The 13679-nt window shown below is 64.2% G+C and carries 6 protein-coding genes; 4 read left to right on the top strand and 2 right to left on the bottom strand.

The genetic code is table 11. The features are described 5' to 3' along the window. Positions 1-19 precede the first annotated feature (19 nt). Complete coding sequence (locus NHH88_14410; protein ID USX16909.1) at positions 20-3232, bottom strand: CHASE domain-containing protein; 3213 nt, start codon at positions 3230-3232, stop codon at positions 20-22. A gap of 255 nt (positions 3233-3487) precedes the next feature. Between NHH88_14410 and NHH88_14405 the strand changes: the two genes are divergently transcribed. From NHH88_14405 to NHH88_14390, 4 genes are all read left to right on the top strand, one after another. Then, complete coding sequence (locus NHH88_14405) at positions 3488-5089, top strand: CehA/McbA family metallohydrolase (GenBank protein USX16908.1); 1602 nt, start codon at positions 3488-3490, stop codon at positions 5087-5089. Between the two features lie 237 nt (positions 5090-5326). Next, positions 5327-7228, top strand: a complete 1902-nt coding sequence (locus NHH88_14400; protein USX16907.1) for an EAL domain-containing protein — start codon at positions 5327-5329, stop codon at positions 7226-7228. A gap of 4 nt (positions 7229-7232) precedes the next feature. After that, positions 7233-12149 carry a response regulator gene (locus tag NHH88_14395; GenBank protein USX16906.1) on the top strand — a complete coding sequence of 1639 codons (4917 nt, stop codon included), beginning with the start codon at positions 7233-7235 and terminating at the stop codon, positions 12147-12149. Beyond that, on the top strand, positions 12137-13006 hold the full coding sequence (locus tag NHH88_14390; protein USX16905.1) for a chemotaxis protein: 870 nt from the start codon (positions 12137-12139) through the stop codon (positions 13004-13006). The genes NHH88_14395 and NHH88_14390 overlap by 13 nt, the downstream gene beginning before the upstream one ends. Positions 13007-13051: 45 nt before the next feature. Here NHH88_14390 and NHH88_14385 read toward each other — a convergent pair whose 3' ends face one another. After that, positions 13052-13678, bottom strand: a complete 627-nt coding sequence (locus tag NHH88_14385; protein USX16904.1) for a glutathione S-transferase family protein — start codon at positions 13676-13678, stop codon at positions 13052-13054. Position 13679: the final 1 nt, after the last annotated feature.

Raw genomic sequence — 13679 nt, 5'->3', positions numbered from 1 at the left:
AGACCCTATTATCGCTCATCTAGCCCGGCGCGTAGGCCATCAGCTCCTGTGCGATGTGCCGGTCCAGCACCACCAGCATGGCATGCATTTGCGCCACCAGCCGGCGCGCGTTGGCCGTATCGGGGTCGGCGCGCACCCGCTCCAGCGCCAGGCACAGATTCCCGAACTGCATCGCGCCCACCGCGCGCGCCGACGATTTGATGCGATGGCCCAGCTCCGACAACGCCACCAAGTCATTCTGCGCCAGCGCGGCGTCCACTTCCCGCATGCCATCGCGCGCCGATTCGACAAACAACAGCGCATATTTGCGCATCTTGTCAGGCTTGCCGCCGAAGGTCTGCGCCAGCGCGGCCAGGTCGAACAACTCGCCTTCGACCGGTATCGGCTGCGGTTCCGGCTGCGGTTCCGGCTCCACGACCGGTGACATCGTTTGCAAATTTGTTTGCACGATGCCTTGGGCGCGTATTTCCAGGTCCGATTCCGTCATCGTCCGCACCGGCGGCTGCGGAGGCGACAGCGCGCCGACAGCGTTGGACGCCGCCATCGCCGCCGACGCCGTGCCGTCGGCCATCGTGAAATACGATGGCGGCGGCGGCGACACCGGCCGCGCCACGCTGGTCGCGTTCCGGGCCCGTTGGCTCATCCACTTCGACAGCATGTTAAACAGCAGCTTGGGGGCGATCGGCTTGGTCACGAATTCGTCCATGCCCGCCTCCAGGCAGCGTTCCTGGTCGCCGCGCCCGGCGTTGGCCGTCATCGCGATGATCAGGGTGGCCGACAGCTTGGGATGCGCGCGGATCAGGCGCGTGGTCTCGTAGCCGTCCATTACTGGCATCTGCACGTCCATCAGCACGCAATCGAAGCGCTCCTTGAGCAGCAGGTCGATCGCCTCCTTGCCGTTGTTGGCCACGCAGACGGTGGCGCCGGCATCCTCCAGCAGTTCCTGGCCGACCTGCTGGCTGAAGATATTGTCCTCGACCAGCAGGATGGACGCGCCGCGTATGCTGTCGAGCACCTCGGGCTGCACCGCCTCCACGCTCGGCTGCAGCAGTTGCGTGCCCTTGGCCAGCCGCGCGGTGAACCAGAAAGTGCTGCCCTCGCCCGGATGGCTGTCGACACCGACGCCGCCGCCCATCAGCTCCGCCAACTGCTTGCTGATGACCAGTCCCAGGCCGGTGCCGCCGTAGCGCCGCGTGGTCGACGTGTCGGCCTGGTGGAACGACTGGAAAAGCTGCGACATCTGATCGGTCGTCATGCCGATGCCGCGGTCGGCGACTTCGAAGCGCACCAGGATATGGCAGTCGTTGTCCTCCAGCTGGCGCGCGCGCACGAAGACCTTGCCGTTCTCGGAGAATTTGATCGCGTTGCTGGTGAAGTTGAGCAGCACCTGCTCAAGCCGCAGCGGATCGCCACGCAATTGGCGCGACAGCCCCGGACTGACCTCGTACACCAGCTCCAGCCCCTTGGCGCGGGCGCTCTCGCCAAGCTGGCTGGTGATGTTGGCCAGCAGCGCGTCGAGCGTGAAGTCCAGCATCTCCAGATCCATCTTGCCCGCTTCGATCTTGGAGAAGTCCAGGATGTCGTTGATGATGCCCAGCAGGTGCTGGCCCGAGTGATAGATCTTCAGCAGATAGTCGCGCTGTTTCGGATGCGTGACCGATTTCAGCGCCAGGTGGGCCATGCCGATGATACTGTTCATCGGCGTGCGGATCTCGTGGCTCATATTGGACAGAAAATCGCTCTTGGCCTGGTTGGCGGTGTCGGCTTTTTCCTTGAGCTGGTGCAGTTCCGTGACGTCGGTCGACATGCCGATCACCGCCGTCACCGAGCGGCCGATCTCCACCGGCGCCCTGACGGTCCAGTGGTACTGCACCTCGCCGTCGGCGCCGACGAACTGGGTCTCGCCGGAGCGCTTGACGTTTTCCTGGAACACGGGCTGCTCCAGCGCCCATGCGGCGTCGGCGGCGGCCGCCGGCATCAACTCGCTATCGAGTTTGCCGACGATGTCCTGCACCGGCATGCCCAGGCTGTGCGCCATGCGGGCGTTGACATAGATGAAGCGGCGGTTCTGGTCCTTCATGTAGACGTGGGCGTCGACATTATTGAGCACGGTGTCGAGCAGCACCCGGTGCTTGACGGCGCGCCGGCGCGACGAATACAGCACCGCCAGATAGCTATACAGCAGCAGGGTGCCGGCGAACCCGGTCAACCCCGCCAGCCAGGGGAAGTAGTTATCGAAGCCGGTCAGCAGCTGCGATTTCCTCACCTGGAAGTGCGCCTTCCACAGGCTGCCGTTGAAATCGATCGGCAGCACCGACTCCAGATAGTCGTCGCGCTCCGCCGCCGACAGCGGCGTCACCGTCGTCGCGCCGGTGTCATTGAACAGCAGTCGGTCCTGCTTTTCGATGACCAGGCGGCGCTGTTCGACATCGGTGCTGCCGTCCGCGTACAAATTCAGATGGACCTGGCGCACCGTCATCTCGTCGATCGCGCCCTGCACCAGCTTGGCGACGCTGAATCCCAGCCCCACCGACCCCAGATAGGCGGCGCGGCGCTCGGTGACATCGGCCAGCGGCATGTTGCGCCGATACACCGGCAAGCGCATGCCGAGCGCGACCTGCCGCTGCGGCTGCTCAATCATGAAGGGCTGGCCCGAGGCGCTGACCTGGCCGCTGTCACGCGCGGCCGCGTTCAATTTGTCGACCACCGGACTGGTCGCCAAATCGAGGCCGAGTTTTTCGTCAAGCAAATTGTTCGGTTCGACATAGGTCAGCGGCGCGTAGACCGGCCGGCGCCCGGCCGGCCGGATGTCGAAATCGGGATAGCCCTGCGGCGACAGGCTGCGGTCGGCGCGCACGGCGGCGACAAAGGCGTCGCGCTCGGCGTCGGTGACCACCGGCGCCCAGCTCAGCATGGCGATGGCCGGAAACTGGCGCGGCAAATCGAGTCCCGACACATATTGGTGGAACTGCTGACGGCTCAGGTTGTCGCTGGTCTGGAACAGCGCGACCAGGCCGCGCGTCAGGTCGGAATACGACTTGATGCGCGCCGAGATCGCGTACTGCGTGCTGCGGGCCAGGTTCTCGAAACGCTGGCCGGCATCGGCCTCGACGATGCGCGTGGCAACCCCGTACAAGGTCGCGCCCATCGTCATCGCCAAGGTCCAGCCCGCCGCCCAGAAGAGCGCGCGCGACCTGACGGCGGTCTTTCTGCTGTTAGCGGATTTAAGCATGCGCCATCACTCTATTCTTTCGGGATAGACAACAAATCATAAAAACTTTTGCATCACAGCAGCATACTATTAATGCCGACGAGTAACCAGCGAAAGAATTTGTTAGATTTGGTGAGAATTTAACGGAACCTTATGCCATAACGGGCCCTCTAATTGATGAGTCTGTAAGAATACTCATCGAAGGAGCACGTCATGCCTGCCATATCTGTTGTATCTGGAACTATTCTGACGGTTTTTTGCTGCGCTTGCGTCGCCATGTCCTTGGGAAGCCAAGCCTCGGAGTCGGACCACCGCGAATTCGAGGCCGTGCTGCAAACGCCCTTTCATGCCGACAACAAAGGCATGCGGACCATTACACTGCATTTCAATTACCCGGATAGTGAGCAAACGCAACAAGTACGTTGGCGGCTGGAATTATTGCGCGGCGATGGACGCGTACTCAAGCGTTGGAAAGGACGGCGGGCGCTCGCCGGCGCGCCAGTCGAGGTGGCGATTCGCTGGAGCACAGCACAGCGCGCCGGGACCCCGGCCAAGCTGCCGGCCGGCGTCTACCGGCTGCGGCTGCGCGCTGGTATCGACGCCGGCGCCGGCAACACTATCGGCAACAATATTGATGTAGAACAAACCTGGGACATTGCTATCGGCCTGCCCCGCCCCGCGCCCTCTGTCGCCCGTCCGCCCCCGTTCTCCACCGCGCCGGCGCCGACCGGCCCGCGCGCGACACAACGCGCGACACAATACACGGTCTACCTCGGCAATCTGCACAGCCAGACCAACCACAGCGACGGCGGCGGCGCGCTGGAACACTGCACCGGCTCGCAGGCGCCGCAAAGCGCGGCGCTCGGTCCGACTGAGGCCTACGGTTTCGCACAACGGCACGGCCTCGATTTTCTGATGACATCCGAACACAACCACATGTTCGACGGTTCCGACGGCACCAACGCCGGCGCCAACCCGGCGGCCGTCAAGGCGCTGTACCAGAGCGGCATCCACGCGGCCGACACCTGGAATCTGGCGCATCCCGGTTTTCTCGGCATTTACGGACAGGAATGGGGCGTGATCAACAACGGCGGCCACTTGAACATCCTCAACAGCGGCGACCTGCTCGGATGGGAGCGCAACGCCGCCGGCGAACTGCTGGCCGACACCGCCACGCCCAGGAATGATTACGCCACGCTGTACGCGCTGATGCGCCAGCGTGGCTGGCTGGGCCAGTTCAACCACCCCAGGGCCGACCAGTTCGCCATCGACGGCAAGCCGCTGGCCTGGACGCCGGACGGCGACGCCGCCATGGTGTTATGCGAGGTCATGAACAGCAACGCCTTCTCGACCCGCACCGACGAATCCGAGCCGCAGCACAGCAATTACGAAGCGGGCTGCAACAAGCTGCTCGAGGCCGGCTACCACGTCGCCTTCAGCAGCAACCAGGACAACCACTGCGCCAACTGGGGCGCGTCGTCCGGCAACCGCACAGGCGTACTGATCAAGCGCGGCCAACCGTTGACCGCCGACACCTTTCTGGCCGCGCTCAAGGCCCGTCGCGTGTATGCCACCATGGACAAGAACGCCGAGCTGATCTTGACGGCGAACGGCCGCATGATGGGCGAACGCTTCGACAACAAGGGTAGGCTGACCTTGCAAGTGCGCTACACCGGCAAGCGCGGCCAGCGGCCCGCCGCCATCAATCTGTTTGCCGGCGTGCCTGGACGAAACGGCGACGTCACGGTTCTCAGCCGCAAGGCCAGGAAGGTGTTCACCCCACGGGCCGGCGAACATTTTTACTATGCGAGGGTGACGCAGAACGATGGAAAAATGCTGTGGAGCGCGCCGGTCTGGATCACCCAACGTCCTCGCTGACGCACACGTTGTTACGGCGCACAAACGCCAGCAAACCGTGCGCGCGGAAACAATTATTTCCTGTACTCTACGAGCCGGGTGAAAACGTTGCCAACTACCTTGTCAGATAGCTACAATAATCGAAACTACCATGTTGCGGCATTGCACAATATTGCTTGACTCCCAGACACACAGGAGTATCTTTTACCTTCCAGACTGAATCCAACGGACCGTAATCTGACAACCATACCGCCCGCCGTGCAGATCCCAAAAGTTCTTCTCGTCAACGACGATCCGGCAAGCTTGTACGCGCTGGAAAGCTTGCTCACAAATGCGGTCGAACAGCAGATATACGAGCTGATCACCGCAGCGTCGGGCAAGGAGGCGCTACGCCATGTGCTGCTGCACGAGTTCGCCGTGATCTTGCTCGACGTCAGCATGCCGGGCATGGACGGTTTCGAAACCGCCGAGGCGATCCACTCGCATCCGCGCTCGGCCAGCGTGCCGATCATCTTCATCACCGCCCACTACGCCGACGAAATGAACCGGCTGCGGGCCTACCAGGCCGGCGCCGCCGATTACCTGTTTACGCCGGTGATTCCGCAGATCCTGCAGGCCAAGGTCGCGGTGTTCGTCGACATGGCGGTGAAGAACATGCAATTGCAAAGCAAGACCGAGGAGCTGGTGCGCCTCAACCAGGATTTGCGCGTGCAGCGCATGCAGGATCTGCAGCGCATCAACGGCGAGCTGGAACTGGAGATCAAGGAGCGCAAGGTCGCCGAGCAGCGCGCGCACGACCTGTCCACGCGCGACGTGCTGACCAATCTGGTCAACCGCCGCGCGCTGATCCAGCACCTGGAGCACGCCGTCGCCGTCTCGGACCGCAACGGCATCGGCTTCGCGCTGCTGTTCCTGGACCTCGACAAATTCAAGCAGGTCAACGACAACTACGGCCATGAAGCCGGCGACGAGCTGCTGCGCCAGGTGTCGGCGCGCTTGTCGGCGGCGGTGCGCGTGGCCGACATCGTCGCGCGGCTCGGCGGCGACGAATTCGTGGTGCTGATCGAAGGGCGCGCCGCCTCGGCCAACGCCGCCCGGGTGGCGCGCAAGATCGAGATGGCCTGCGCCCTGCCGTTCGAGATCGGCGGCCACCGCCTGAAAACGGCGGCCAGCATCGGCATCGCCCTCTACCCGCAGGACGGCGCCAACGCACAACTGCTGATGAAGCACGCCGACACCGCGATGTACCACGCGAAGCAGAATCCGGCGGCGCCGGTGCAGTTCTTCCACGAGGGCCTGAATGTGCGCGAGCGCGAACGCACGCAATGGACGGTGGAGCTGCACAAGGCGATGAGCGGAGGTGAACTGGAATTGCGCTACCAGCCGCAAATCGAGATCCGCAGCGGCCGCACCGTTGCCGCCGAGGCGCGGCTGTACTGGCATCATCCCGACCGCGGCGTACTCGATGCGTCGCAGTTTCTGCCGCACGTACAGGACCGCGTGCTGCTGGACCGGATCGACGTCTGGGTCATCGCCCAAGCCTGCTCGCAGTCGGCGCTGTGGCAGCGGGCGGTGACGGGCGACGACGCCAAAACGGCCGGTCCGCTGTGCATCTGGATCAACCTGGCCACGCCGCAGCTGCATGGAGAGCTGCTGCAGGTGCTGCTGCCGGCGATGCGCATGCATGGCCTCGCGCCGGGCAGCATCGGCGTCGAGCTCAATGAAAAGCTGCTGCAGGGAGCCGCCGGGCCGCTCGAACAGGTGCTGGCCCAGCTGCAGGCGGCCGGCGTGCGCGGCGCGCTGGACGATTTCGGCAGCGCGCGCTCGTCGCTGGCCGCCTGCAAGCGCTGGCAGCTCGACGTGCTGAAGATAGACCCGGTGTTCATCCACGCCATCGGCAACGACCAGGGTGGCACCGACATCGTCGCCGCCGTGATCCACCTCGCGCGCGCGCTGTCGATGCGCGTCGTGGCGCTGGGCGTGGACCAGCGCCAGCAACTCGACGTACTGCGCAAACTGCGCTGCGATAACTGCCAGGGCGAGCTCTTTGCGCCGCCGCAGCCGGCCGGCGAGGTGCTGCGGCACGTCGCGCCGGGCGCGCCCTTCCCCGCTTCCACCCCTTTAACCACCACCCACTCCCTCCTGAACAACGAGGATTAAGCCAATGAATGACATGACCGACCTGGGCGAGCAGCTGGATCTGAAGATCCTGCTGGCGACGCTGATGGCCCTGAAAAAAGGTGACTTCTCCGCCCGCATGCCCTCCGACTGGACCGGCATGTCCGGCAAAATAGCGGATACGCTGAACGAAATCATCGAGACCAAGGAAAAGATGGTCCACGTCGTCACGGACGTGAGCCGCGTGGTCGGCCGCGAAGGCCGTTTGACGCAGCGCGCGCAGGTGCCCAACATGGCCGGCGGCTGGGCCACCATCATCAGCGCCGTCAATGCGCTGATCGACGACTTGGTGCGCCCGACCACGGAAATGGCGCGCGTCATCGGCGCCGTCGCCAAGGGCGACCTGTCGCAGACCATGGCGCTGGAGGTCGACGGCCATCCACTCAAGGGGCAGTACCTGCGCGCGGCCACCACCGCCAACACGATGGTGGAACAGCTGTCGTCGTTCTCCTCCGAGGTCACGCGCGTGGCGCGCGAGGTCGGCACCGAGGGCAAACTGGGCGGCCAGGCGCAGGTCAAAGGCGTTGCCGGCACCTGGAAGGACTTGACGGACTCGGTCAACTCGATGGCGGGTAACCTCACCTCGCAGGTGCGTAACATCGCCGAGGTGACCACCGCCGTGGCCAACGGCGACTTGTCCAAGAAGATCACGGTTGACGTGCGCGGCGAGATTCTGCAACTGAAGGACACCATCAACGTCATGGTGGACCAGCTGCGCTCCTTCGCGTCGGAAGTGACGCGGGTGGCGCGCGAGGTCGGCACCGAGGGTAAGCTGGGCGGCCAGGCCTACGTGCCGGGCGTCGGCGGCACCTGGAAGGACTTGACCGACAACGTCAACTTCATGGCGTCCAACCTGACTGGCCAGGTGCGTAACATCGCGGCGGTGACGACGGCGGTGGCCAACGGCGACTTGTCCAAGAAGATCACGGTGGACGTCAAGGGCGAGATCCTGGAACTGAAAAACACCATCAACGTGATGGTGGACCAATTATCCTCGTTCGCGTCGGAGGTCACGCGGGTGGCGCGGGAGGTCGGCACCGAGGGCAAGCTGGGCGGACAGGCGCAGGTAAAAGGCGTGGCCGGCACCTGGAAGGATTTGACCGACTCGGTCAACTCGATGGCGGGTAACTTGACGGGCCAGGTGCGTAACATCGCCGACGTGACCACCGCCGTGGCCAACGGCGACTTGTCGAAGAAAATCACGGTCGACGTCAAGGGCGAGATCCTGGAACTGAAAAACACCATCAACGTGATGGTCGACCAATTGAACTCCTTCGCCTCGGAGGTGACCCGGGTGGCGCGCGAGGTCGGCACCGAGGGTAAGCTGGGCGGACAGGCCAACGTGCCCGGCGTCGCCGGCACGTGGAAGGACTTGACCGACGGCGTGAACTCGATGGCGGGTAACCTTACGGGCCAGGTGCGTAACATCGCCGACGTGACCACCGCCGTGGCCAACGGCGACCTGTCGAAAAAAATCACGGTGGACGTCAAGGGCGAGATCCTGGAACTGAAAAACACCATCAACGTGATGGTGGACCAACTGTCCTCGTTCGCGTCCGAAGTGACGCGGGTTGCGCGCGAGGTCGGCACCGAGGGTAAGCTGGGCGGCCAGGCCTACGTGCCCGGCGTCGGCGGCACCTGGAAGGACTTGACCGACAACGTCAACTTCATGGCGTCGAACCTGACGGGCCAGGTGCGTAACATCGCTGCGGTGACCACCGCCGTGGCGCGCGGCGACCTGTCGAAGAAAATCACGGTGGACGTCAAGGGCGAGATCCTGGAGCTGAAAGACACCATCAACGTCATGGTGGACCAACTGTCGTCGTTCGCGTCGGAAGTGACGCGGGTGGCGCGAGAGGTCGGCACCGAGGGTAAGCTGGGCGGCCAGGCCAACGTGTCCGGCGTCGCCGGCACGTGGAAGGACTTGACCGAGAACGTCAACCAGCTGGCGGCGAACCTGACCAACCAGGTGCGCGCGATCGCCGAGGTGGCGACGGCGGTAACGCGCGGCGACTTGTCGCGCTCCATCCAGGTGGAGGCGCGCGGCGAGGTGTCCTACCTGAAGGACAACATCAACGAGATGATCCGCAACCTGAAGGACACGACACTAAAGAACGCGCAGCAGGATTGGCTCAAGACCAATCTGGCGCGCTTCACCCGGCTGCTGCAGGGCCAGCGCGACTTGCAGGCCGTGACCAAGCTGATTCTGTCGGAGCTGGCGCCGCTGGTGTCGGCCCACCACGGCGTGTTCTACATGATGGACTCGCAGGAATCGGACGCCCGCCTGCGCATGATCGCCAGCTACGGCTACCGTTCCAGCCGCAAGCTGCCGACTTCCTTCCTGCCCGGCGAAGGCCTGGTGGGCCAGTGCGCGCTGGAGAAGGTGCGCATCTGGCTGACCGACGTGCCGCGCGATTACATCGTCGTCTCGTCGGGCCTGGGCGCGGCGCCGCCGACCAACATCGTCGTGCTGCCTATCCTGTTCGAGCAGCAGGTCAAGGCCGTCATCGAGATCGCCTCGCTGGACCGCTTCACCGAAACCCACCTGTCCTTCCTCGACCAGCTGATGGAATCGATCGGCGTAGTGCTCAACACCATCGAGGCGAACAGCCGCACCGAATCGCTGCTGACGCAATCGCAGTCGCTGGCGCAGGAACTGCAACAGACCAACCAGGAACTGGCCGAAAAAGCCCGCCTGCTGTCGGAGCAGAACATCGAGGTGGAACGCAAGAACCGCGAGGTGGAACAGGCCAAACTGGCGCTGGAGGAAAAAGCGACCCAGCTGGCGCTGTCGTCCAAGTACAAATCCGAGTTCCTGGCCAATATGTCGCACGAGCTGCGCACGCCATTGAATTCGCTGCTGATCCTGGCGCAGCAACTGGGCGACAACCCGGACGGCAACCTGTCGGGCAAGCAGGTGGAATTCGCCAAGACCATCCACGGCTCCGGCTCCGACCTGCTTACCCTGATTAACGACATTCTGGACCTGTCGAAGATCGAATCGGGCACGGTGACCCTGGACGTCTCCGAATACCGCTTCCAGAATCTGCGCAACTACGTCGACCGCACCTTCCGCCACATGGCCGAAGCCAAGCATCTGGGCTTCTCGGTCGACCTGCGCGAAAACCTGCCGACCGCGATGATGACCGACACCACGCGTTTGCAGCAGGTGCTGAAAAACCTGCTGTCGAACGCGTTCAAGTTCACCACGCACGGCCAGGTCTCGCTGGTCATCAGTCTTGTCAACAGCGGCTTCTCCAACGACCACCCTAACCTGATCCACGCCGACGCGGTGCTGGCCTTCGCCGTCAGCGACACCGGCGTCGGCATCGCCGCCGACAAGCTGCAGCTGATTTTCGAGGCATTCCAGCAGGCCGACGGTTCGACCGCCCGCAAATACGGCGGCACGGGCCTGGGCCTGTCGATCTCGCGCGAGCTGGCGCGGCTCCTGGGCGGTGAAATCCGCGTCGAATCGGTGGTCGGCAACGGCTCCACATTCACGCTGTTCCTGCCTTACAACCGCGCGGGCTTCATCAACTACGACATGGGCCGCCAGCCGCAGGTGCGCCTGCCGATGCCGGCCATGCCGGCGCCGAACATCGTCTACTCCGCGCCGCACTACAGCGAGTTGTCGATGCCGGAGCACGATAGCGCCGCCGCGGCAGCCAGCGAGCTCGATGCCGACATCAGCGAATACAGCACCAGCGACGATCGCGGCCTGGTGGCGCCGGGCGACCCGTCGGTGCTGATCATCGAGGACGACGAACGCTTCGCCAAGATCGTGCTGGGCTTCGCGCGCGAGAAGAACTTCAAGGGCGTCGTCACCATGCAGGGCGATTCCGCCCTGAGCCTGGCGCGCGACTACCTGCCGTCGGCCATCCTGCTCGACCTGGACCTGCCGGACATCGACGGCTTCACGGTGCTCGACCGCCTCAAACGCGACCCGAGCACGCGCCACATCCCCGTGCATGTGATGTCCAGCCTGCGGGAACGCGAGCGCGCGCTGCGCCTGGGCGCCATCTCCTACCTGAACAAGCCGGTCAGCAAGGCCACGCTGCAGGAGGAATTCGCGCGGATACAGAAATTCCTGTTGGGCGGAAAACGCAGCCTGCTGGTGGTGGACGACGAGCCGGCGCAGCGCGACTCCATCGTCGCGCTGATCGGCGACGCCGACCTCCACATCGTCGCCGTCGACACCGGCAAGGCCGCGCTGGAAGCGCTGCGCGAACAGCGCTTCGACTGCATGGTGCTCGACCTGACCTTGCCGGACATTTCCGGCTTCGACCTGCTCGACATCATCGGCAAGGACGAATCGCTGCGCGACCTGCCGATCGTCATCAACACCGCCAAGGACTTGAACCGCAAGGAAGTGGCCAAGCTCAAACGCTACGCCAAGACCATCGTCATCAAGGATGCGCGTTCGCCGGAACGCCTGCTCGACGAGACGGCGCTGTTCCTGCACCGCTCCCAGGCCAGCCTGCCGGAGGCGCAACGCCGCATGCTCGAGGAAATCCACGCGGCCGATGGCGGCCTGGCGGGGCGCAAGGTATTGATCGTCGATGATGACCTGCGCAACATCTTCGCGCTGTCGTCGCTGCTGGAGCGCCAGCAGATGCAGGTGTCGTTCGCCGAAAATGGCCGCGACGGCATCGAGGTGCTGGAAAAAGATCCGACCATCGAGATCGTCCTGATGGACATCATGATGCCGGAGATGGACGGCTACGACACCATGCGCGCGATCCGGCGCATCCCCAAGTTCAAATCGCTGCCGATCATCACGTTGACCGCCAAGGCGATGAAGGGCGACCGGGATAAATGTATCGCCGCCGGCGCGTCCGACTACATCACCAAGCCGGTGGACGTGGCGCAACTGCTGTCGCTGATGCGGGTGTGGCTGCACTGATGGGCGACATGATGCCATCGGCGCGGCGCCACTCCCCGTCGTCTGTCGAGGAGCTGGAACTGGAGCTGTTATTGGAGGCGCTGTTCCAATGCCATGGCTACGACTACCGTGGCTACGGACGGGATCTGGTGCGCGGCAAGGTGCGGCACCTCATGGCCGAACTGTCTGCGGACAGTATCTCGGCGCTGCAGGCCAGGGTGCTGCACGAACCGGCAGCCCGCGACGCCTTCCTGAAGGCGATGTATGTCGAACCGGCGCGGATGTTCGACAACGCGTCGGAAACCGCGCTGCTGCGCATGTCGCTGGGCGTGTGCCTGCACGGCGCCGCGTTGCCGCGCGTCTGGCTGGCCGATTGCGCCGGCGCCCAGCAGGCATGGACCCTGGCGATCCTGCTGGAGCAGGAGCAGCTGGGTCCACGAACGGAGATTTATGCCACCGTCGCCAGCGACGCGCTGCTGGACGAGGCGCTGCAAGCCAGCCTGCCGATGGCGCGGCTGGCTGAACTTCAAGGTAACTATATAAAGAGCGGCGGCGTCGGCCGCCTGATCGACTATTTCGAGGTGAATGAGGAAGGCACGCGCGCCGTTCCACTGCCGCACCTGCGCAGCCGCATCACGTGGGCGCAATACAACCTGGTGACGGACGCCTCGTTCAACGAGTTCCAGATGATCGTGGCCGATCGGGCGTTGCCGGATTTCGGCCCGCCGCTCAGGGAGCGCGTGCTGCGGCTGTTCGACGACAGCCTGGCGCAATCGGGCATGCTGGTGCTGGACCGCCCGTTCGACGACAACGAACCGCTGGCGCGCCAGTACAAACAGGTTTTCCCGCACCAGCCCTGGTACAAGCGGGTGGTTTAGTAAGGTGCTTGGTAAGGTGCTTGGTAAGGTGCTTGGTAAGGCGGACTAAAACCGTACCGCGGCGCTGGGGCGCTCCGCGATGCGGTCGCGCCACGCCTGCAAATGCGGCATCCCTTCGGCGGACGGCCGGAACTTCATCAACCCGCGCGCGAACTCCAGCGCGCAGAACGCGGTGATGTCGGCGATGGTGAAGCGCTGCCCGGCGACGAACGGCTGGCTGGCCAGCGTGCGGTCCAGCCAGCGCGCCGTCTCGCGCATCTTCTCGCCCTGCGACGCGCCGAAATCGGCGAACTGCGGCTGCTCCAGCACCGCCAGTCCCGGGTGCGTATGCCGCACGCAGTTAGCGATGCCGAAGAACAGATGCAGCTCCACCCGGCGGTCCGTCATCTCGATAAAGGCCCGCTCGTCGTAGCCCTCCCCCATCAGGTTCGGCTCCGGCGCGTAGCCTTCCAGCCAGCTGCAAATGGCGCGCGTCTCGCTCAGCAAGCGGCCGTCGTCCAGTTCCAGCACCGGCACGCGGCCGAACGGATTTTTCTCGAGGAACTCGGCGCCCCGGTTCTGGCCCGTAGACAGATCGATCTGCACCTGCTCGACATCCGCCAGGCCTTTCTCGGCCATAAACATGGCGACGCGGCGTGGATTGGGCGTCCGGCTCGACGTGTAGAACTTCATC

The sequence above is a fragment of the Oxalobacteraceae bacterium OTU3CAMAD1 genome, assembly GCA_024123915.1.
Classification (GTDB): Bacteria; Pseudomonadota; Gammaproteobacteria; order Burkholderiales; family Burkholderiaceae_D; genus Rugamonas.
Note: the sequence above shows the minus strand (reverse complement) of the source record. Positions and strands in the feature narration are given on the sequence as shown.

Coding starts and splice junctions, on each gene's coding strand:
- NHH88_14410 (USX16909.1), bottom strand. CDS start 3,232: ATGCTTAAATCCGCTAACAGCAGAAAGACCGCCGTCAGGTCGCGCGCG.
- NHH88_14405 (USX16908.1), top strand. CDS start 3,488: ATGTCCTTGGGAAGCCAAGCCTCGGAGTCGGACCACCGCGAATTCGAG.
- NHH88_14395 (USX16906.1), top strand. CDS start 7,233: ATGAATGACATGACCGACCTGGGCGAGCAGCTGGATCTGAAGATCCTG.
- NHH88_14385 (USX16904.1), bottom strand. CDS start 13,678: ATGAAGTTCTACACGTCGAGCCGGACGCCCAATCCACGCCGCGTCGCC.